Origin of the sequence: Nostoc cycadae WK-1 (assembly GCF_002897135.1) — a bacterium.
Lineage (GTDB): Bacteria > Cyanobacteriota > Cyanobacteriia > Cyanobacteriales > Nostocaceae > Nostoc_B.
The window spans coordinates 332,832-355,137 of sequence record NZ_DF978425.1; the positions used below are offsets into that span (position 1 = coordinate 332,832).

General features: G+C 39.5%; 20 protein-coding genes and 1 tRNA gene. 7 read left to right on the forward strand and 14 right to left on the reverse strand.

Annotated elements, in window-relative coordinates; translation table 11 throughout:
* Nucleotides 1–164: 164 nt before the first annotated feature.
* The 5 genes from NCWK1_RS09455 to NCWK1_RS09475 all read right to left on the reverse strand — a co-directional run bounded on the left by NCWK1_RS09455 (nucleotide 165) and on the right by NCWK1_RS09475 (nucleotide 3,956).
* Nucleotides 165–1,649, reverse strand: a complete 1,485-nt coding sequence (locus NCWK1_RS09455; protein ID WP_103124535.1) for a S8 family peptidase — start codon at nucleotides 1,647–1,649, stop codon at nucleotides 165–167.
* 292 nt (nucleotides 1,650–1,941) lie between these two features.
* Nucleotides 1,942–2,331 (reverse strand): hypothetical protein, encoded by a 390-nt coding sequence (locus NCWK1_RS09460; RefSeq protein WP_146033966.1) that lies wholly within the window; start codon nucleotides 2,329–2,331, stop codon nucleotides 1,942–1,944.
* A 46-nt stretch (nucleotides 2,332–2,377) separates the two neighbouring features.
* Complete coding sequence (gene blaOXA, locus NCWK1_RS09465; RefSeq protein WP_103124537.1) at nucleotides 2,378–3,232, reverse strand: class D beta-lactamase; 855 nt, start codon at nucleotides 3,230–3,232, stop codon at nucleotides 2,378–2,380.
* A gap of 109 nt (nucleotides 3,233–3,341) precedes the next feature.
* Entirely contained in the window at nucleotides 3,342–3,557 is a 216-nt protein-coding gene (locus NCWK1_RS09470; protein WP_103124538.1) for a hypothetical protein, read from the reverse strand.
* Nucleotides 3,558–3,563: 6 nt separating this feature from the next.
* Nucleotides 3,564–3,956, reverse strand: a complete 393-nt coding sequence (locus tag NCWK1_RS09475) for a hypothetical protein (RefSeq protein WP_103124539.1) — start codon at nucleotides 3,954–3,956, stop codon at nucleotides 3,564–3,566.
* Between the two features lie 178 nt (nucleotides 3,957–4,134).
* Here NCWK1_RS09475 and NCWK1_RS09480 point away from each other — a divergent pair, with 178 nt between their 5' ends.
* Nucleotides 4,135–6,048 carry a GTPase family protein gene (locus NCWK1_RS09480; protein WP_103124540.1) on the forward strand — a complete coding sequence of 638 codons (1,914 nt, stop codon included), beginning with the start codon at nucleotides 4,135–4,137 and terminating at the stop codon, nucleotides 6,046–6,048.
* A 33-nt stretch (nucleotides 6,049–6,081) separates the two neighbouring features.
* Entirely contained in the window at nucleotides 6,082–6,333 is a 252-nt protein-coding gene (locus NCWK1_RS09485; RefSeq protein WP_096579836.1) for a ribbon-helix-helix domain-containing protein, read from the forward strand.
* 175 nt (nucleotides 6,334–6,508) lie between these two features.
* Here the strand turns inward: NCWK1_RS09485 and NCWK1_RS09490 are convergent, their stop codons facing one another.
* Complete coding sequence (locus tag NCWK1_RS09490; RefSeq protein ID WP_096579838.1) at nucleotides 6,509–6,949, reverse strand: hypothetical protein; 441 nt, start codon at nucleotides 6,947–6,949, stop codon at nucleotides 6,509–6,511.
* A gap of 270 nt (nucleotides 6,950–7,219) precedes the next feature.
* Nucleotides 7,220–8,074: a DUF72 domain-containing protein gene (locus NCWK1_RS09495; protein WP_103124541.1), complete on the reverse strand. Its 855-nt coding sequence runs from the start codon at nucleotides 8,072–8,074 to the stop codon at nucleotides 7,220–7,222.
* A gap of 158 nt (nucleotides 8,075–8,232) precedes the next feature.
* Here NCWK1_RS09495 and NCWK1_RS09500 point away from each other — a divergent pair, with 158 nt between their 5' ends.
* Entirely contained in the window at nucleotides 8,233–8,886 is a 654-nt protein-coding gene (locus NCWK1_RS09500) for a hypothetical protein (RefSeq protein ID WP_103124542.1), read from the forward strand.
* A 121-nt stretch (nucleotides 8,887–9,007) separates the two neighbouring features.
* Here NCWK1_RS09500 and cysE read toward each other — a convergent pair whose 3' ends face one another.
* The 3 genes from cysE to NCWK1_RS09515 form a co-directional block, all read right to left on the reverse strand.
* Nucleotides 9,008–9,772, reverse strand: a complete 765-nt coding sequence (cysE, locus tag NCWK1_RS09505; protein WP_103124571.1) for a serine O-acetyltransferase — start codon at nucleotides 9,770–9,772, stop codon at nucleotides 9,008–9,010.
* A gap of 187 nt (nucleotides 9,773–9,959) precedes the next feature.
* On the reverse strand, nucleotides 9,960–10,838 hold the full coding sequence (locus NCWK1_RS09510) for an NAD(P)-dependent oxidoreductase (RefSeq protein ID WP_103124543.1): 879 nt from the start codon (nucleotides 10,836–10,838) through the stop codon (nucleotides 9,960–9,962).
* 374 nt (nucleotides 10,839–11,212) lie between these two features.
* A complete protein-coding gene (locus NCWK1_RS09515) occupies nucleotides 11,213–12,409 on the reverse strand; it encodes a class I SAM-dependent methyltransferase (RefSeq protein ID WP_103124544.1) in 1,197 nt (398 codons plus the stop codon).
* A gap of 144 nt (nucleotides 12,410–12,553) precedes the next feature.
* On the opposite strand from NCWK1_RS09515, the gene NCWK1_RS09520 reads away from it, so the two are divergent.
* On the forward strand, nucleotides 12,554–13,732 hold the full coding sequence (locus NCWK1_RS09520; protein ID WP_096579848.1) for a murein hydrolase activator EnvC family protein: 1,179 nt from the start codon (nucleotides 12,554–12,556) through the stop codon (nucleotides 13,730–13,732).
* A 47-nt stretch (nucleotides 13,733–13,779) separates the two neighbouring features.
* Nucleotides 13,780–13,852 (forward strand) — tRNA-Arg (locus NCWK1_RS09525).
* A gap of 18 nt (nucleotides 13,853–13,870) precedes the next feature.
* Here the strand turns inward: NCWK1_RS09525 and NCWK1_RS09530 are convergent.
* Nucleotides 13,871–14,284: a heavy metal-responsive transcriptional regulator gene (locus NCWK1_RS09530; protein WP_103124545.1), complete on the reverse strand. Its 414-nt coding sequence runs from the start codon at nucleotides 14,282–14,284 to the stop codon at nucleotides 13,871–13,873.
* A 234-nt stretch (nucleotides 14,285–14,518) separates the two neighbouring features.
* Here NCWK1_RS09530 and NCWK1_RS09535 point away from each other — a divergent pair, with 234 nt between their 5' ends.
* Complete coding sequence (locus NCWK1_RS09535; protein ID WP_187308098.1) at nucleotides 14,519–17,047, forward strand: sensor histidine kinase; 2,529 nt, start codon at nucleotides 14,519–14,521, stop codon at nucleotides 17,045–17,047.
* 106 nt (nucleotides 17,048–17,153) lie between these two features.
* Nucleotides 17,154–19,304: a sensor histidine kinase gene (locus tag NCWK1_RS09540; RefSeq protein ID WP_245894866.1), complete on the forward strand. Its 2,151-nt coding sequence runs from the start codon at nucleotides 17,154–17,156 to the stop codon at nucleotides 19,302–19,304.
* Between the two features lie 4 nt (nucleotides 19,305–19,308).
* Here the strand turns inward: NCWK1_RS09540 and NCWK1_RS09545 are convergent, their stop codons facing one another.
* The 3 genes from NCWK1_RS09545 to NCWK1_RS09555 form a co-directional block, all read right to left on the reverse strand.
* Nucleotides 19,309–19,965 (reverse strand): DUF1345 domain-containing protein, encoded by a 657-nt coding sequence (locus NCWK1_RS09545; RefSeq protein WP_187308099.1) that lies wholly within the window; start codon nucleotides 19,963–19,965, stop codon nucleotides 19,309–19,311.
* A gap of 97 nt (nucleotides 19,966–20,062) precedes the next feature.
* The gene (locus NCWK1_RS09550) at nucleotides 20,063–21,307 is read right to left on the reverse strand and encodes a bifunctional sterol desaturase/short chain dehydrogenase (RefSeq protein WP_103124547.1); all 1,245 of its coding nucleotides are present in this window, start codon (nucleotides 21,305–21,307) and stop codon (nucleotides 20,063–20,065) included.
* 277 nt (nucleotides 21,308–21,584) lie between these two features.
* Entirely contained in the window at nucleotides 21,585–21,836 is a 252-nt protein-coding gene (locus tag NCWK1_RS09555; protein ID WP_103124548.1) for a hypothetical protein, read from the reverse strand.
* Nucleotides 21,837–22,306 lie beyond the last annotated feature (470 nt).

The window sequence follows — 22,306 nt, forward strand, 5'->3', positions numbered from 1 at the left end:
TTTTAGATATTGATTTTTTTGGTTTCAGGCTTGGCAAAAATAATAAGTCCTAAAAATTACTTCTAACTTTCCCGCAAGGTTTTTTTAATATTATGCTAATAACAAAAAAGTAAATGAGAAAGTTATTCTCATTTACTTTTTAAGTCAAGCTAGATTTTCTCATATTAGCTATTAGATAAGCCCAAAAATCGGCGGTATTCGTCTAGTTGTTTTTGCAGTTGATCTAGCCGATCTAAAAATTTGCCCAGATCACCATTATTACCATTGGTAGGACTATCAGTTGGGCTATCATTTGGAGTTTCTTCATCGGTACTGTTGTAACTCTTAATACTGATACCGTTGTTATAGTAGTGGAACTGAGTTGCAGAACTAGTTGCAGCAGTGTGGTTGGTAAGTTTAGCAGAAGCGTGGATATCTGACAAAGAGCTATTGTCAACCTTGAAAGTGGAATTTGATAGTTGATAATTAGATGATGCGATCGCTTGCTGTTTTATTGAGCTAGTGCTAATTGCAGCATTCTTAGAACTAGTAGTTGCAGCTTGGGTATTATTTCCGGCGGTATCTGTAATGATTTGCCGAACCTGTGCAGGAGTTAAGCTACGGTTAGCACTCAACATCAACGCAACTACTCCAGCTACGTGAGGACTTGCCATAGATGTACCACTGTAAGAAGCATACTGATTATTCGGTACTGTGGAATAGACATCAACTCCTGGGGCTGTAACATAAGCAAGTTGATTTGTTCCAGAGCGATTAGAAAAATTAGCCAAGTTATTGTTTCTATCCACTGCACCCACAGCAATTCCTGTATTTTTGGCGTAACGAGCCGGATAATTTGGTTGAGAACCGCCATCATTACCAGCCGCCATCACCACCACTACGCCTTTACGATTGGCATACTCAATTGCATTTTGCAGAGTCTTGTTAGAAAAACTACCACCTAGGCTGAGGTTGATCACATTAGCGCCATTATTCGCTGCATAATAAATGCCATTAGCGATCGCGCTGTAAGAACCAGAACCAGAGTCATTTAAAACTTTTACTGGCATAATTTTGGCATTATAAGCAATACCAGTTACACCATAATTATTTTTTTCTCCCGCAATAGTTCCAGAAACATGAGTACCGTGGCCGTTTTTGTCTAAGGTGTTGTTATTGTTATCGTTAAAATTCCAACCACGCACATCATCAATATAACCATTGCCATCATCATCTATGCCATTACCAGCAATTTCTTTAGTATTAGTCCAAATATTATTTTTGAGATCATCGTGGTTGTAATCAACCCCAGTATCTATAACCGCAACAACAACACCCTTCCCTGTATACCCATTATTCCAAGCTTCTGGAGCGTTTACAAGGTCAGCCCCCCAGTTATTACCTCCTGAATTGGGAACATCTGCAAAGGTACTTTTACCCGCAGCTTTAGCCACAGCCGCCGCCGCATTGACTAACCCATATCCAGTAGTGGAACTATAGTTTTTAGTAGTTGCTGTACTTGTTTTTGCATTGCTAGTTTGGTAATAACTACTGCTACTAAGATACGAATTAGATTTATTTTCAGTATGAAAAGTATCTGCTGAGGAGAGTAGATGTGAGTTTAGCCCGTTATGAGAAAGTAATGCTTTACTAGTATCATTAATGGGCATAAGTATTTTCTCCGCAAATAAATTTAAAATTCCCTATTTTTGACAGCATTAACTGTTAAAACCTTGACTCTCAGGTTTTAAGCAGTAAATTTACCGTCCTTGCCAATAATTACTATGAAATTAAATGGCAAAATGCTGTTTTTTTTACAAAAAGATATTAAACATAATTTAATGATTGATGTTTGTTTTTAGCTAAAAACAGGTTTGAGTAAGGATTAGACAAAATTATGTTTTTGGAAATCAATAGATAAATGCCGATAAAAAATGATAGTTCGTTGATATTTATCTGACTTTAATTTGAGCTTGTAATTTGGGATAAAAATACTCCAAAGATAATGCTAATACCGTAGAGTACAAACCGATACATTCCTATTAATATATGAGCATTACGCAAAGTATATTTACTCTTACCAGTTGAATCTTGAAAATACCAAAAGATGAGAGATAATGTCATTGCCAGCACAGAACCAAAAATAGCAAAAAAAATCAACCAGTCTAAGTTAATTTTTGCTTCACGAAAAAACCAGCTTTGCAGCAACACCCAAAATATACTAGTAATTCCTAGACAAATTGCTTCCCAAATTGGATTGATTATTGGATTAGCAGGATGTAATTTTTGTATTGTTTCGACAACAATCAAGCCTACTATGCAGAAGAATCCAACAGTTAGGATTGAAAACATAAAATTAATCACAGCTAAATCTGTACTTTATGTAGAGTAGGCAAGTTTAGAGTAATCCTAAAGCTTTGAAACTACGCCGAGTTAATTCAATTCGTTTAGGCGCATCAGCAGTATCTTTCATATAGATATTAGTCGCGAAGAAATAAACGTTATTATTTTGTTCTAAATATCCCACAAACCAGCCAATGTTAGGTTTTACACTAGTTGCCCAACCTGTCTTAGCTCGCAGAATATAATTAGGTGTTTTCTCCAATATCATGATGTCTTGCACTAAATCGAATGTGCGTTGAGAAAAAGGTAATTCTCTACGATAAAGCCGTTGAAGGAATTCAATTTGTTGTTTGGGGGTAATTTGTAAAGGGCCAGATAGCCAAAATTTATCTATTTGTTCTGGTGTGCCAATTTGACGGTTTCCGTAACCAACTTGATTGATGAATTGCTGCATTCTTTCATGTCCAACTCGCCGTGCTAAGACTTGATAAAACCACACGGTTGAGTCTTTATATGCTTGGCGCATATTAGTATCTCGGTTCCAAGTCGGGAATTCTCGCATAATTCCATCCCAAGTCAAAATAGCAATTTCATCTTTAATCACTCCAGTTTCTAATGAAATCAGAGAATTTAAGATTTTGAAGGTCGAAGCAGGAAGAAAGGCTGTGGAATTACGAGAGGCGTTATGTTGGTAAAATTTCTGGTTATTTTGGTCGTAAATTAAAATTGACCCTTCAATATTTAATTCTTTGAAAGCAGCCCCAAGATTAACACTTTGAGCAATCACTGAGGGGTGTTCATTGATTTTTGAGGTTGCAGAGATACCGGGAAGACTGGTAAAAGTTAGCAGTGTGATGATACTGATAATTGTAATTGAGATGATGAATAGCGATCGCTCACTTCGTATCATAACTTTTATCCTGACAAAACTGGTTGATAAACCAGAAATAATACAACAAAAAAAGGGGCTATTCCAGAAAATTTTTTACTAAACTTATTGTGCTGATTAAATCTCCAGCTTACCAATCAACTTCTAACCAAGAATCGTAATATTTGGCAAGTTCTTTAACAAAGTTGAGTTCTTCGCCTGCCAAATTATTAAAAAGTTGACGATAATGCCAACCCCTTTCATAGCGACTCAGCATTTGCTCAGGTGTAAACTGATAAACATCTGCTGTTTGCCAACAAATTGACTCTAAAAAAGGCAAACTTTGAGGTCTAAAGGGTGGATTCATTTATTTTTATAATTCCCTATCCTTAAGGTTATTATTTTCTGGAAAATTGCGGCATAAAAACTCTACAATCCATTGACATAAAGTGATATCTTTAGAAGTCCAATCAGGTACTTGTTCTTCGTCAATACCTATTTTGAGAATTTCTTCAAGAGCTAATACAAGCTCTATCATGTCCCATTCCCAGCAGGGGAGGGATATGATATCTAGAAATTTATCATCTGGATATAACTTCTCAGCCGGAACACGAAAAGCTTTGCCTAACTCTATACGGACACAATTCACTGTTTTTATAGCTAATTCACTCGATAATTTTATATTATGAACAAACTCTTCATTACTTATAGCAGAACGCTGTAAAATCTCATTTAATTTTTTAGAGTTTTTAAATATAAATCTCATAATATTTATGTTATTTTTCTGGTGAATACAGCACTTTATATATAGATATTATTCAATCCCTCACTTAAAATTTCTCTCCAAAAGAGCATAGATATTACACCAACAGTTAGTATCCACAACAGGAATATTAGACTCACAATAGCATTATCAGAAGTTGTATCAAGGCAGGTATGGGGGAATGGTGCGCTTAAAACCGTGGCAGTTGATTATTTTAGCAACACCGATCGCAGCTATTATTATTTTCTTACTGGTTGCCGCAGGTATACAAATCAATGTCTGGGGAATTAACTGGATTTGGGCTGTTTTTACCTTGGCGTTTGTTGGTTGGCGGTGGTTGCTGGTGAAATGGACGCAACCAGCGATTGTGCAAGTAGAAGCGGCGTTAGCAGAATTTCAAGAAGAACTAGAAACGGCAATAGATACAACTACTGCAACGGCGGGAAGTGATGCTACGCAGCAAGCCGAAGCAGCATTACAAAAAATCTTAGAAGCATCAATCAACGATCGCCCAATTTGGGAAGATTGGCAAACTTTTTGGCAACGCTGTCAAGATGTGGTGGTGGCTGTGGCGAATATCTACCATCCCCAAGTGCAGTATCCCCTCCTAAATATCTACGTTCCCCAAGCTTACGGACTCATCAGGGGAACAGTGGATGATTTAGACCAGTGGATGCAGAGATTATCACCTGCTTTAAATCAAGCGACAGTCGGGCAAGCTTATCAAGCTTATGAAGTATATCGCAAGCTAGAACCATCAGCCCGTAAACTTTTGCGGGCTTGGGGCTGGGCGCAATGGTTGTTAAATCCTGTGGCGGCGGTGGCGAACCGGGCGACGAAGGGTTCCAGTAACCGGGCTAATCAGCAGTTGTTGGTGAATTTAGGTCAACTCTTGCGCGAAGCAGCTTTGAGAAATTTATGCCGACAAGCGATCGCCCTTTACGGAGGTATTACACTAGCAAATACAACAGCAGCTATTTCTCCACCAGCTATCCCACAAACTAAAACCCAAACTCTGCGAGAAATCCTCACCCAAGCTGAACCAGTTGAAGAAGTAGAACAAAAACCCATCAGTATTTTACTAGTAGGGCGGACAGGCGCAGGCAAAAGCAGTTTAATTAACACGTTATTTCAAGCTGATCTGGCGGCGGTTGATGTGTTACCCAGTACCGACGAAATTCAAAATTATCATTGGGAAACTCCCAGCGGCGAAAGTCTCACTCTTTGGGATACCCCTGGTTATGAACAAGTGAAGCGGGGAGAACTCCGCCAATTAGTATTAGACTATGCAACTAACGCAGATTTGTTATTGCTGGTGACACCCGCCCTTGATCCGGCTTTACAAATGGATGTGGACTTTTTAGCAGATATGAAAGGGGAAATTGATGATTTACCTGCGATCGCAGTTGTTACCCAAGTAGATAAATTGCGTCCTATCCGCGAATGGGAACCGCCATACAATTGGGAATGGGGAGAAAAGCCAAAGGAAATTTCTATCCGCGAAGCTACCCAATATCGTGCTGAAAAGCTGGGGGAATTTTCTAACTTAGTTATCCCGGTAGTTACTAGCGATCGCAAAACCAAACGTACAGCTTGGAATATAGATATTTTATCTTTGGGATTGATTGAGGCGATCGCACCTGCTAAACAATTACGACTCGCTCGGTTTTTGCGTGACTTAGACTCCCGCACCGTCGCCGCCGCTAAAATTATTGATCACTATACCTTCCAGATGGCGACAACTCAAGGACTAACTTCACTGCTAAAAAGTCCAGTACTGCAATTTATTGCTACTATGTCAACTGGTTCGCCCACCTTGGCATATTTACTAGCAGAGCAAATTCCTGTAGAACAATTACCGATTGTCATTGGTAAACTGCAAATCGCGTATGAACTTTTCTCACTATTAAAAACCGACGATGCCAATAAAATTAACTTTGATTTAATGGCTCTCTGGCCATTATTGTTAGAGAATTCTGCTACACCTGATCGTAATGCTTGGGCGTTTGGTCATTCCCTTGTGGAATACTGGACTCAGAATTTAGCAGTGGAACAACTACGGCAGCGATTTGAGTATTATTTGCAACAAGTTTAATCCATTAGTTGATTGATATTTGAGCTATTAATAATGAACTCCAAATTCAACCAAAAACACGAAATATTTATTCAAGAAAAACTCAGTAGTGGTAGATATCACACTATTGAGGAAATAATTGTCGAAGCATTAGAACTCTTAGAAGAACATGATAAAAAATATGAACAGTGGTTGCAAGCAGCCCGTGATCATGGTGATGTTTCTATTGCAGAGTTAGAAAAAATTGACGGTAAGTTTTTAATAGCACAATTAGAAAGAAAATTACGTAAAGCACTGGAATCTTAAGCATTTAATTATTACCTGTTAATCCATCTCTCACGATTATGGCTAATGCTTTGCGCCTAGGTGAACATTTGTGAGTAATAATGAAATAACTTCTTTTAATGGGATGACTTGATTGATAAAAGTAACACCCTTACCAACCAAGCCATCATAAGGTTAAGTCGACTATGACCTTTATTTAGCTTGCTTGCTGTCGGACATATTGACCATTCAGTCCAGCTTGAATCCAACTCAAGCATTCATATTCCGAATTGAATAATTTGGGGGCGGCAATATTATTCAATATTTCTGGTGGATAATGATCGTAGAAAAATTTGCCCTCTTCTTGAAAGATGATAATTAAATTGTTGCGGAAAATATAACGAGACTTAAAACAATCTTGCTGACTGATAAATTCTAAATTTTCATCAAGATGTTCTTGGGCAATATCAATAATATTCTTAATGCTATTACCGTAGATACCCGCTGGATTTTCTGTTTTGTGAAATCTACTTTTGTTACCAATTTCTGACAACAGCTTATAGGAATAGATTTCGTAAGCATCAGCACTGCCGTAAACAAACGGAATGATGAGATATCCTTGATATGAAACTGAGTTTTCATAAAGAAGACGACTCATCTGAACCTCCTTTGATTAAACTGCTTACACAACGATTGCCCCAATCACAATTCACATTAAAAATTAAGCCATTTCTGTTAGCTATTTTTAAGCATTGTTAATATCCTCTTGGCAGATTTACTCAGAGGTATATAATACTCTTGCGAAAGAAGAGAATTGCTTTAGCTTTATTAAAAATGTCTTGCAATAACTATTATTACTCTTTTTGAAGTGAGTATGAGTTGGATATTTTGTGAAAATCAAAAAATTATCAAAATATTCCTAGAAGGCTTACCACAAACTTAGCTGACTGGGTGGCTGTTCTAGCTGATTCCAAGGTAAAGGCGGAACAGAAACACCACTTTGTTCTAATAGCTTTTGAAAATGACGGGCAGTGTATGGCGATCGCTCTTCTAGAGGACAATGGACAAAGAAATAAACTTTTGTCCCTGCTTGTAACCACTGTTGAATCTGAGTGACCCATTCTGCCATAAACGGCTGATTCTCAGACAATATGGGATGAGAAATGAACCGAATTAAGCTAAAGGGTGCTGTAACGCTAAATTGTACAGGTAATTTAGGTTTACGTCGTTCTGAGTGTAGCTGGGGGTCATCTTCGCCATTGTAAATCGGACGCGAATCTAAGAGTACTCGTCCTACACCGAGATTTTCGAGCAACGCTGTTAATTGACTACTATAAGGTTCTTTGAACCAATCAAAATGTCTCACTTCTAAAGCCAGTGGTGCAGTTTCCCGCGGCCAAGCTACCAAAAAATTAGTTAAATCATCAATTAATGTAGGCGAATAACTTGGTGGTAACTGGACAAACATCGGCCCTAAGCGTTTTCCTAAAGGCTGCATTCCTGCTAAAAATTTCAACGCTGCGGGAATATTCGGCTGAAGTAAACCTGTATGGGTGATGTCTCGCGGTAATTTGAGACAAAATTCAAAACCTGGGGGTGTTTGGGCTATCCAACGGCTGATAGTTTCTTGGTTAGGTACAGCATAAAAGGTAGTATTGCCTTCAACCGTAGTCAAGCGACGACTGTAAAGGCTCAAAAAATCGGTAGCGCGAGTACCTGGGGGATAAAATTCACCCATCCAACCTTTATACGACCAAACTGCACAACCAATAAAAAAGTTCACTGACTAGCCTTGAGTGTTCTTACTTAATTGTAAAGGCTTGTGGATGGTGCGATCGCTCCTTCCATAGGTATCGCTCTGCCGAAGTAGATGTACGACCTTGCCTATAGCCGATTACAATGAATACGCGATGATCGCACTTTCTACAGGAGTATGCAGCAGTGCAGCCGGATTTACTAGGCTTAGAAATTAGCAAGGGAGAACTGAGGCGTTTGACTGGGTTTGACCCAGAAGATGTTTTCCGGCCTTCGGTAATGAAGGACAAAGAAAAGCGACTCGGCTTTTTGGTGAATGAATTGCTGGTAGCCTTAGCACTCACACCAATTATTGTTGGTTTTATTTATGCGTTTATTATTTTGCCAACTATTGGTTCTTCTATTACATTAGGCATCATTTTACTAATTTTAGTACCCCTAGGTGTGATTGTTGGGCGATCGCTCTGGCGCAGGTTTACTTGTCCCAAAGCCCTAACCATGCTTTTAGATGAAGTTGATCAATATCATGCCGTAATTAACGCCATAGATATTCACGACCAATTAGCCACCTCAAATAACTCCATCAACGATAGAGAACAAGTAATTTCTGCCTTACAACTCATTCGAGAAGATTTAGTCCGGGCTTTAAAAACAGAACGAATTTTGCGGGATAATAAAAAACTATTGGCAAATAATCAAGAATTATTTGTGAATAATTTAGCAAATCTGCAAGCATTACAAGTCAGTACACAAGCTGGCGAATATGCTCAACTACTCAATCAATCATTGCAGATTGCTCTTGATGTGCAAGCCGAAATTAGAAAATTGCAAAAGCCTTGACCGTAACTGTTAGACGAAAAGTAAAGAGCCACTGATTAGTAATCATAGAATATTTATCATCGGCTGACGATGCGGAAGATTTTTTTCAGCGGCTCTTGCTTCATCACTTCAGTTGGATAATTTAAATCCCCGCACCATCGAGAAATTCTTGAATTGCTTTATCTCTGAGACTACATAAAGGAGCTTCTGGTTTTGGTTCAGGCTCTTGGATGGCTCCTACACCTACCAATACAGGAGTTTTAGCCGCAGGTTGTAGTTGTTGTATAGTTTGGATTTGTTGTTCTAAGGCTTCAATGCGATCGACTAAAGCGCGAATTACTTCGGCCTCCGAGTCGGGTAAGTTGCTGTGTTCTAGAGGTGCGACTCGCACTCCCGAACGATAGACAATCCGACCGGGAATGCCAACCACTGTACAATCAGAAGGCACATCTCTAAGAACGACTGAACCAGCGCCAATACGGACGTTATTCCCAACTTGAATATTACCTAGTACCTTTGCACCAGCACCGACTACAACATTTTCACCGACTGTAGGATGGCGTTTACCGCTTTGTTTACCAGTTCCGCCCAAAGTGACACCTTGATAAATCAAAGCATAATCACCTATGATTGCAGTCTCACCAATTACCACACCCATCCCGTGGTCAATAAATACGCCTTGACCAATAGTTGCGCCTGGGTGAATTTCGATACCAGTTAAAAATCGAGATAGGTGAGAAATAAAGCGGGGGAAAAAGGGAAGACCAAAATGATGTAGCCAATGCGCCAGTCGATGGAAAAGTAGGGCTTGCAAGCCAGGGTAACAAACCAAGACCTCTAGCCAGTTACGGGCGGCTGGGTCACGTTCAAAAATGATGCGAAAATCGGCACGTAAAGTAGATAGCACGCAGTAGTACCCTCGGAAAGCAAAACGAGCTACCATACCATATTATCTTTTTCAGTGCTTACTTGATAAAGTGATGAGTCACCGAAGTTTGCTCAACGGGGGGAACCCGCGCACGCAAGTTCTCTCCGCACGCAAATTCTCGCTGAGTGTTGAGTCAGTGATTTCTTTCCCACTGCCCACTCCCGATTTACTCAGCGCTGGAATCTCCCCATTCTTTAATAGCTGAAAATACTGATGAATAATCATCATTAGCAAATGACATTTTCATAGCTGTATACAAAATGTGTCGTACAGACTCAATGCTGCCAAGATCTAAACCTAAAGCTTTAGCTTCTGAGATGAACAAATCTGTATCTTTGAGTAAATGTTTGGTGGGAAAATTAGGGTCAGCATAGTTTTCCTCTAACATTCGTTGCAGCTTTTTATCAAAAGTAGGTGCATAAAGAGAACTTGCGCGTAAAACTTGCATAAAAGACTCGATATTGACACCTTGACGCTGCAAAAAAGCCAGACTCAGAGCAAAACTGGTAGTCATAGAAGCAATTAATTGATTAAGGGCTAATTTTAACGCCGCCGCCGTCCCTACTGGCCCTACAAGTAAAGGTTCTGAACCAAAATTTTTGAGTAATTGTAAATGGTTTTGGTATTGTGATTGTGTTGCGCCTACCATGACAATTAACTGACCGCTTTTTGCTTCTGGGATGCTTCCTAATACAGGTGCTTCTAAATATTCACCGCCACCACCAACGACAGTATCTCGAATTTCTTGACTTTCTGTGGGTGTAATTGTCCCCATTTGGATGATTGTGCGTCCTTCTAGGGTGCGCCAAGCAGTATCTGAAAGCAAGACTTGATAAATGGCTGCGGCGTTGGTAAGCATCAAAATAATGCAATCAGCCGCACGAATGGCGTGACGGGGTTGTGTGACAATTTCTGCGCCAGCGGCTTGTAATGGTGCTAATTTTTCTGGGGTGCGATTGTAAGCAACTACTTGTATATCGGCTGCTAACAACCTTTGAGCCATTGGTTGTCCCATCAGTCCAGTTCCCAGAAATGCCACCTTCATTTTTCACGTTCCTTTGATAAAGCTTAGGCGTTGGCGTAGCCTCTCGTAGAGAAGCCTGTCGTAGACATCGCGTTTTCATCGTTTGATTGTAATTGGCTGGCGAGTTGTCATTTGAGATTTAAGATGCCATCCTAAATCTCAAATTTACTCAAGACTGCTGAGGAATCAGCCGCCAGCAGCAAAAGTTACCATAATGACAACAGAAAGTAATATACCGGGTGTAAGTAGCATGATTAGCATCAACAGGTCATGAGTATTCATAGGTATTTGTTGCTTTTCTAAACACATGATTTCGCAGTAATCAATAGTAATGCTAGTCCATATAACAGTGATGCTGCCGACTTACAGAGAGTTTTAACTTTTTACCTTTACTTTTACTTTGGCACAATTAATCCTTTTAGGGGTTGATAATTTTCATGATCTTGGAGTCCTTTACTTTGGACTAAAACCCCAAAGCCGCCTAATCCTGTGGGATCGATAAGTTTATGCAGTGATTCTCGTCTTGACAACAATTGAGCAATGGATATGTCTTGATGAGAAAGAGAGGCTATTCTTTCTCCCAAACCCAACGCCATCAAAAATAAACCTTGTTGGGTAAAGCCAATTTTGGTTAAACCACACTGCTCACCCCAAAGTTCCAAGGCGGTAAAGTCAACATGGGCGGTGATATCTTGTCGCCCAATATTGATATAGGGGTTGTTATGGTAGCGATGCTGGTAGTAGCACTGTAGGGTTCCTTGCGATCGCCTGGGGTTATAGTAGCGATGGGCAGGATAGCCATAATCAACTGTTACCACATACCCGCGCTGCAAGCGGTCTGCTACTATACTCAACCAATCTAAAGCGGCTAGGTTAATTTCGCTGCGGTAGCCATCTGGGTAGATATTTGCAGATAAATCGATATTAATCAAATCAAAATATTTGATGAAATGGGGTGTAGAAATTTCCCCGATTATTTCTCCAAATTCCCCTGCAAGCAGCAGGTAATTTTCATCTTCTTCTGCCAAAGATGTTGAGGTGACATAAATTTCTTGTAGTTTCCCAGCTTGTAAAATAAACTGATTTACTGGGAAAGCATCTACTAATTCGTTAGAAAAAAAACAGCCATTTATGGAGTTGCTGGGTATATCTGCTAAATTGCACCAACGCACCGAGTAATTTTGTAAACGTTGCTGTTGTTCTCGCTGCAATTCGGGAGATTTTTCAATAATTACATAATCTAATGCTGGGAAAAAATCAGGATAATGTAGTTGATAATAATTGAGGATATGCAAAGCGAGTAATCCTTGACCTGCTCCCATTTCTACCAAAGAAAATGGTTGTGGTTGTCCTAAAATTTCCCACATTTGCACAAATTGTTCTGCTAGTAACTCACCAAAGTCAGCGCCGAGACTAGCAGATGTGAAAAAATCACCGCCTTTAAACCCAATATTTACAACTTTGCTGGAATAATAGCCGTGTTCAGGGTGATATAACACCGTGTTCATATATTCGGCAAAGGTGATTCGCTTTTGGGGGGTATTAGTAATGCGATCGCTAATGACCGTACACAATGCGGGGTTAGAATTCATAGATAAGTTTTATAGTGTGCTTTCACTGTGATCGCTAGACAATAATTTCAGAAAGTCGGCAATAAATCATACATTGAGCAAAACAAGATAAATTTGGGAATACTCATAGTGTTTCGCACCGATTGCTTTGGTTAGGCTCACGCTATGAGAGCATTAAAGATCATTTTTCTGGGACTTGGTTATGTTTTGTGTGTTTGTTTGGTATTGATTTCAGTATCGACAGGATATGCAACAACATCAGCATCAGTTGATACTTTACGACAACAGCAGCAACAAATTAATCAAGAACGCCAGAATGTGATTCAGGAACGCGATCGCTTGACTAATTTGCAAAATGCTGCCCAAAATCGCTTAACTGGCATCAACAAAAATCTCAACACCACAAATAATCAAATTCAAGATAGTGAATCGCGGTTAACCCAAGCCACCCAACGCTTGCAAAAGCTAGAAGCTGATTTAGCCATAGCGCAACGTACTTATGAAGAACGACAAGTCGCCACAGTAGCGAGGTTGCGTTATCTCCAGCGATCGCACGCTAGTCTAGGATGGGCGGTTTTAATGCAAAGCCAAAATATTAGTGACTTTATTAGCCGCCGTCATCAATTAAAGTTAGTGTATCAGGCAGACCAAAAAATTCTAGCCAAACTCAACGACCAAGCACTGCAAATCACTCAGCAGAAAACAGACGTAGAACAACAAAAAAATGAAATTGCTTTGATTCGCCAGCAATTACTTGCCCAAAAAGCTGATTATCAAACTCAGGCGCAGTCGCAATCAGAATTAATTCAACGCTTAAATAGCGATCGCCTCGCCTTAGAAGCAGCAGAAAATCAATTAGAACGAGATTCCCATAATCTGGAAAGCTTGATTGAAGAAAAAGTCGCCGCTTTAGAAGGACGCAGCAAAACTAACAGCCGCAACAGCATTATCATTCGCGGTACGGGAATGTTTGCTTATCCTAGCAATGCACCCACTAGCAGCCGCTTTGGCTGGCGAGTACACCCGATTCTTGGCTATCGGCGCTTTCATGCAGGCTTGGATTTTGCAGCTAGTTATGGTAGTACCATTCGCGCCGCCGATTCGGGAACTGTAATTTTTGCTGGGTGGTATGGTGGCTATGGTAGAGCCGTAATTATCGATCACGGTAACGGATTGACGACACTCTACGGACACACCAGCGAATTATTTGTTTCGGAGGGACAAGGGGTACAACGAGGACAAGCGATCGCGGCTGTTGGTTCTACTGGCTTCTCTACCGGGCCGCACCTGCATTTTGAAGTACGTCGTCATGGTACACCCGTTAATCCGGCTGATTATCTTTAAGTGATCGGCAAATTTGATCACAGCTATGCTATAATGCAAAAGACTAAGGGCGTGTGGCTCAGTGGATAGAGCAACAGATTCCGGTTCTGTGGGTCGGGGGTTCAAATCCCTCCACGCTCGTTTTTTGAGAATTCTGCTTTAATCATTTTCAATGATGGGGCAAATCGTTGAATGAGAACTATCAGGTTTGATTTCCCAACCTGATAATAAGCCTGATAATTCTTGTCTTAAAATTAGTAGTTGTCGAATTTGTTCATCAATAGCTTTTACTTTGTCTTCTAATTTAACTTTGATATGTTCACAAGGTAATTTACCGCTATCATGAACATTTAAAAATTCTTTAATTTCTGACAAACTTAAGCCTAAGCTTTGAGCGCGTTTAATAAAGTGCAGTCGCTCCAAAACATCAGAGTTAAATAATCTAAATCCACCTTCTGTTCTACCTGATGATTTAAGTAGACCAAGTTCTTCATAGTAGCGAATAGTTTTTATTGGTACGCCACTTTCTTTAGCAATTACACCAATTTGTTTTGCTTCTGCTTGGGCTAACATAATTACCAAACTTTTTGTGAGATATAGTTAATAATCTTATCTTAAAATCTCCATTGAACTGGAGAGTCAACAAAATCTCAAATCTAAAATGGTGTAAGCAAATGGTTCACCCGATTGGGTGAATGCGATCGCCCCATCAAGAACTAACCTGAAATAAGACTATGTTTTGCGTCTGTTAGCACTCATGTTTACAGAAGCGAAATTGTTGCTATAGCTACCATCTCTTGCAAAATTATGCCAGTTGCTTGGGTATCAAAGGGTGAAAGAGTGGATGAAGCCTTAAAATTACTACGTAAACTAGAATTTCCGTCCGAGACTATTACTTTGTTGGAAAAAATTGCAGCCATTTTACCAGGGATGATTTTTCAATTCCGACAACAGGCGGATGGTTCCCCGGTTGTTTTATACGTCAGTTCAGGTTGTCGAGCTTTGTCGGAGTTAGAACCAGAAGTAATCCAAGCAGACTGGCAAATTTTATACCAATTAATCCATCCCCAGGACAGAAGCAAGTTTACCAAATCTCTACTGATTGCTTTTGATACGCTTAACCCTTGGCATTGGGAAGTTCGCATCATCACACCCAGTGGGAAACTCAAGTGGATTCAAGGCGCTTGCCAATTAGAAGCACAGGCCAATGGCGATATTCTGTGTAACGGATTAGTTATAGATATTACTAATAGAAAACAAACAGAAGCAAATTTACGAGCTAGTGAGGCGAGGTATCAAGCAATTTTGGCGGCTATTCCTGATTTAATGTTTCGCTTGAGCCGTGATGGCGAATATCTTGATTTGAAAGGTGATGATATCAGTCTCACGCTGACAAAAGAAGAGATAGTTGGTAAAAATATGCGCGATTTATTACCAAGTGACTTAGCTTTAATTGGTCAAGAAACCATTGCGAAAACTTTAGATGCAGGAACGTTGCAAACTTGCGAATATCAATTACCCACGCCTCTGGGAATCCGAGATTATGAGGCGCGGTTAGTAGTCAGCGGTGCTGATGAAGTATTAGCTATTGTCAGGGATATTACAGAACGTAAACAAGCAGAAACTTCGCTACGCAATTTGGCACAAAAGTTTGCTAAAGCTTTTAGTTGTAGTCCTGACCCAATTAGTATTACTACCCTCAAAGAAGGACGCTTCATCGAAATTAATGATAGTTTTATGCAGCTATCAGGTTATGAACAGGATGAAGTAATTAACAATACTGCTTTTGAATTAAAAATTTGGGTAAATGAAGGCGATCGCACGCAATTATTACAAGATTTACAGACCAAGGGCGCAATTCGCAACTTAGAATTTGCTTTTCGGCGCAAGTCTGGGGAGGTACTCACAACCCTGCTTTCCGCAGATGTGATTGATTTAGATGGCGTACCGTGTATTTTAGCCATTAACCACGATATAACCGCCCGTAAGCAAGCAGAAGCGCAAATCCGCTTGACTGCACAGCGCGATCGCTTGTTGACAGAAACTCTAGTCCGAATTCGGTCTTCCCTGGATTTAGAACAAATTCTGCAAACGACTGTATCGGAAGTCCGGCAATTTTTGCAAGCTGATCGCGTTTTTATTGGGTTGAATAATTACGAGTTAAAAGTCAAAACGGTAGCTGAATCAGTAGATCCTCAATATCCATCAGTACTAGGTTGGACACCAGAGGATAAAAGTTATCTGCAAGAATTGAAAACTATTTTTTCCACTCACCGCGTGCGTGTAGTGGAAGATGTCAGTCAAATAAGCGTATCACCGAAATTACAAGCACATTATCAACAATTTCAGACCAGGGCGACTTTGGCCGTACCCATTATGTTAGGCGAAGAATTATTTGGTGCATTAGTCGCCAATCAATGTTCTGCGCCCCGTCAATGGCAAGCTATAGAAATAGATTTACTCCAGCAATTATCCGAACAGTTAGCGATCGCCATTCAGCAAGCTCAACTCTACCAAGAACTTGCAGAACTCAACACCAATCTAGAACGCCAAGTAGAAGAACGTACCGCCCAACTGCAACAAAAAATGCAGGAATTAGAAAAACTGCAACAAGTCAAAGATGTGGTACTGCATACAGTCGCCCATGATTTGCGCACTACAGTCATGGGTAACTTGATGGTACTGAAGAATTTACGGGAGAATAGCGGAGTAGAAAGTCAAGAAGCAGGGGAGATTTCTCCTTGTTCCGGTTCCTCTTCCTCTATCCCTGTACCTAGTTCGATCATGGAGAGGATGATTCAAGGGAACGATCGCCAACTAGCAATGATTAACTCTTTGTTAGAAATTCACTGCTGTATGGAACAAGGTGTTACCCTAAATCCTCAGCAGGTAAAGTTAAACACACTTTTAGAACAAATCATTCCTAACTTACAACCACTGTTGTGGCAAAATCAGGCAACACTAGAGAACTTAGTCAACGAAGATTTGCCATTAGTCATGGCAGATCCTATGCAGTTACAAACAGTGTTGTTCACTTTATTGATTTATAGCTTGCAACATAATCCTCCAGGATTGAAATTTTCGCTCACAGCCACCGTTGTGGAAAAAATGATGCGGATTCAACTTGAACATAACGGTGTCACAATGAGTAAATTAGATGGCGATCGCCTCTTTGATTTATACGTGCGAGAACCCCAAGCACCTTGTTCCACAATTTTAGGTTTGAAAATGTATCTATGTCGGCAAATTATTCAAGCCCACGGTGGTGACATTGGTGTGATTAGTAACCGCAAACGCGGATTAACATTTTGGTTTACATTGTCTGTAGCCAATTAGTCGTCAAAATGTACCCATAATTCACCATAATAATTACGAGGGTGTGCTGACATCTGGAAAATAGAAAAACACCTGCGATGGTATGGTCAAAGTTGGTAAGACACTAATGGCTAACTTATTGCAAAAATTCGGAACCTGGTGGAAACAAGCTTTTTCTGCACCAAAAATAGATATAATCACTGCTGAATATCAATCCTGGCGCAGTCAATTTTTATGGCAAAGACTACGCTTGTGGTTATGGCTGGCATTTATTTGTTTATTAACTTTTACAGTCCGCGATATTTATGACTTATTTTTTTCTTTAAAGGAGTTGGCGCAGCTACCAAGAATCCTGAGAATTCAAGGGCTGGCGATTAACGTTTCTATGTTGCTGAGTTTATTTACTTGCTTTAGTTTACATAAAACTCGCTTCGGTCATCGTCACCCAGGAAGATTATTTTTAGGCACATCTTGGTCGGTTAGCTTTGCGACTCAATTATTTGCTACTATTAAAGGTTTTGCCTTACCTGATATTATTGGTTGGTCGCTACTATTTCTCAGTCAAGCGATATTTATGCCAGTCCGCTGGCCTCTCCACTTAATATCTCAAGTAAGTATTCTAGCTTATTATTTTATTGTGAATACTACCTTGGGTTTAAAAACACTTAAACCAGAACATCCAGAACTATATAATGTGACATTTATTTTATATATATTTTGGTTTTGTGTTATCTGCGATTTAGGAGTTTATTTATACGATCGCCTCCAACGTTCTGAGTTTTATACCCGCAAAGAATTAGAATCAGCTAATAGAAAATTAGTGGTAGCAGAAGCAAAGTATCGCAGTATTTTTGAAAATGCCATTGAAGGGATTTTTCAAAGCAGTCCTGATGGTCGTTACATTACAGCTAATCCAGCACTCGCCAAAATTTATGGCTATTTATCGTCAGAAGAAGTCACAGCAAATTTTACAGATATTGAAAATCAATTATATGTTGACCCCACCCGTCGGGCTGATTTTGTCCGTTTAATTGAAAAATACGGAATTATCTCGGAGTTTGAATCACAAATTTATCGCCAAGATGGGAGTATTGTTTGGATTTCTGAAAAAGCTTATGCGGTGCGTGACTCAGCCGGAAAACTGCTTTATTATGAAGGACTAATTGAAGATATTACCCAACGCAAAAAAGCCGAGGAAGCACTACAAGAACAATTAGATTTTTTACAAGTTTTAATTGATACAATTCCCACTCCGGTTTTTTATAAAAATCCTCAAGGGTTGTATCTGGGTTGTAACAAAGCTTTTGAAACAGTCCTTGGTTTAGGTAAAGAACAAATTCTCGGTAAGTCGGATTATGACCTTGCACCAAAAGAACTTGCTGACCAATACTATCACGCAGATATGACACTGTTAGAGCAGCAACAAGTGCAAACTTACGAAAGCTTTTTAGTGTTTGCTGATCAAACCAAACATGATGTCATATTTTATAAAGCAACTTTTTCTAAAGTAGATGGTTCCTTGGGTGGTTTGGTAGGCGTAATTTTAGATATTAGCGAACTCCAAGCTGCACTGCGCGATCGCCAGCGTACCGAAGAAGCACTGCGAGTCTTTTTCCATGCAGTTTCTCACGACTTACGTAACCCAGTGTTAGGTAGTTTGATGGTGCTGCGGAATTTGCTAGAGAATCAGGGAGTCGGCAATGATTTTATTTCTATGCCACGTTCCACTTTAGAACGGATGGTGCAAAGTAGCGATCGCCAATTGAATTTGATTAATTCGTTAATGGAAGCCCATGTAAATGAAGTCCAAGGGTTAGTGTTGCAACGAAAACCCCTGCAATTATATATGGTTGTTGTCGATGCGATCGCTGATTTAGAACCTATGCTGCAAAAAAATCAAACCAATCTGATCAATCTTGTTACCGCAGACTTACCATTAATCAACGCCGACTCAACGCAACTATGGCGGGTGTTTTCTAACTTAATTGGCAATGCCATCAAACATAATCTACCAGGATTACAAATTACAATCAACGCCATAGTTGAGGGTGAAAAAATTTATTGTACCGTCAATGATAACGGTGTTGGCATTAGCCCCGAACAAAGCCAAAGAATGTTTGATTTATATTTCCGAGGCAAGAATAACTCTTATTCTTTAGGTTTAGGTTTGGGATTATATCTGTGTAAACAAATTGTTCAAGCTCATGGTGGCGAAATCGGCGTACAAAGCGCATTGGCAACAGGCTCAACATTTTGGTTTACACTACCAATTAGCTGATTATTTAAATTAATGATGCAATGATGTTGATGCCCATAGCCAGAATACTAGTATTAAAAAAGAAGGATATCACTCCATGTATCAAAGCCAAGCGTCTCATAGAACGTGAAGTTGTCTGAATATCAGAAACTTGGCTAGTCATCCCAATTACAAAGGAAAAATATAAAAAGTCCCAGTAGTCAGGGTCACGGTCATCAGGAAAATCCAGTCCTCCAGCTTTTTGATAAATATTATCATTGCTAACATTGTGATAATAATTATGTGCATATTGCAGTGCAAATAGTGTATGCACTAGTAACCAAGAACTAACAATTGTGATTACTGAAAGGATAATATGTAACATTAATACAGTTGAGGAAATACCTGTTTTATCACTGAGCAAAAATCCTATAGCTAAAACACTCACACAAGCAGCAATAATTATCAGTGTAAAAATTCCTATGCGGCCTTCGTATTCATGCTGGGCATAACGCTGCATCTTATTTGGAGTCGCTTTTACCATCTTTGCTAAAGTCAAGCTTAAGAAACAGCCAGTTCCCACATTCCAGACGCAAAGAATTCGAGTAGCTAGATGTAGCCAACTTGGTAATAACAATGAGATTATTACAGAAATCCCGGCAGAAATTAGCAGTCGGGGTCGAGCATCAAAATTTTTAAACAACTTCTTTCAGAAAAATAAACTTTAATTCACTCTACGCCCTAAGAATTATATATGCGATCGCCATCCTAAATTCTCCTGAAAGGCGATCGCACCAGTTCTACCTATTTGCTTTACTAAAAACTCGATAGTACAGCCATGTACTAGCCTCCTTGAAGGGAAATAGCAAATAAGTCAGAGGATTAATTGTCACAACAATATTGCGGAAATCTCGGACTGCTAAAAATAGAATGAATTGCGCCACTTGGTTAGCTGACATTACGCCATAGGGATTAAGTTGACTTTTAAACGGGCCGAGAATTAACTTGCGAATAATGCAATTACCTTCTAGGCGTTTAAGAGTCACGATATTACCCAAGGTGCGTTTACTCAGTTCATACAGTGGACTCAGTGCTGGTGATACCTCAGCCTCAGAAGTATTCACCCAAATTTCTTTTGTGGCTTTGTCTTGTGGCCCTGTCACCGTTGTCAAAAATACATCCATTAAGCGTAACGCCGAAAAGGTATTAACCTCATAAGATGAATTGATGGCTTGGGGTGTGCGATCGCCATAGACATTCACACCATGATTGATAATCAAAATATCTGCTTTTGCTAAAGTATCTCGCAGTTGTACTTCATTCCCCAATTCCCAAGTCAGCGCCATTACCTTTGTTTGGGTGGCTAACTTCTCTGGATTTGTCGTGATGGCTAGAACTTTTGCATTGCGTTTGAGAAGTTCCCCCGTTAATGCTTGTCCTAAAGTCCCAGACGCACCAGTGATGGCGATAGTTTTACCTTTGAGAGAAAGTCCAGTACCGAGAATTTTATCTACAAGCGGAAACACCCCGCTGTAATAGGCGTTAACATCATCAAAATGATGTCGCCAATGGTAAGCACGATTCACCCACAAAGTTGAAGGAATTATTTCTAAAGGGCCGGGTAAATGGTTGTAGTCGGTATCAATTTTTCCTTGGAAATACCGCAACGATGCACCATACAAAAAGGTGTAAGCATACGCTACCCCTAACCATAACCCCCATTGGTGGCCTAATAAAGCAGCGATCGTCAAGATGACTACTAAAAGAATCGACTCTACAATGTCGTGATAAAGCTGGGACTCTTGATAAAGTTTGAGAGAAACTACCGATAAATCTCGGCGATATGCCGCATGATGTTTGTTATGCCATTTAGCCAACCAACTAACTTGGTGACACAAAGCATGGTAAATATCCCTGATTACCTCAGCCAGCAACAGCGAAAAAACTCCCCAAGCCACGAACTGCAAACAAGTATTTACCAGCGGCCAATTTATTTGTATATTAGCTTCAATTCCCATCCAGCTTTGGGCTAACATCTTGATCATATTTATCAGTACGTCATTATCTTAAACAATCTTTATATTCTGACAAGATTAGCAAACTTGATACCGTGAGTTGAAAATTTTGAAACTTAATCTGCAAAAAGTGAAGCAGGCTAATATTTACACGTGTGTATCATCAGCCTGCGATTAATTAATATTGTTATACAGCAGATTCTAGGTGAAGGAGGCACAGATTTTGAGAACAAAGCAATATACCAAAAGGTTTTCTGCTGTAAGTTTACTTACCCAAAGGTATTCTATTGGAAAAAATTGCTACGCTTCAACTTATCACCTCTTTAACTCCTATCCACCCAGTTATTTTTCTGCGTTGACTGACATAACTTATAACTTGAATATTTTCTTGAAGCTCAGGTTTATTAGGTACTTCTTCTTTGATAACTTCTGCAAACCAACTCGAATGCTCACCACTGAATACAGGCATATCTTGCCAGCAGTGGCGGCAAAACCAAGTAATTTCAGAACCGTGTAAATGTCTTAAAAGTACATCAGAGCAACAAGGACAGTAATTCATATTTTTCTACAATTAAATTGATATAAAGAGGTTTTAAAAATTAAGTCAGCTAGTTGAGCAACCTGTTGTCATTCAAAAACTGTCTATACTTACGAGGATAGTTAGGAAATATGAGAAAGTTGTGAAGATAATAATATTAATCAATCTTTCGTAATATTTATACAATATTACTTACGTAATAACCCTAGGTAGCCCCAAATAAAATTTACAACTACTGTCAATAAAGTATTTAGTACTACTAAAATTTATACGGATAAATTTGTGAAGAGAAGGTATAGATGACAAGGGACAAATGACTAATGACAATCTCAACCAGAGAATTTGCAACTTGAATGCACACAAACTTATCGAGCTTGTTCTTAAAAACTAGAACAAGCTCGATAGCCTCATATTTGTAATGAATTTAATTGAACTATCTTCTGGTATTAGAGCGATTCCCTTCAGGAGGATGAGCAGGAACACCCAAGGCA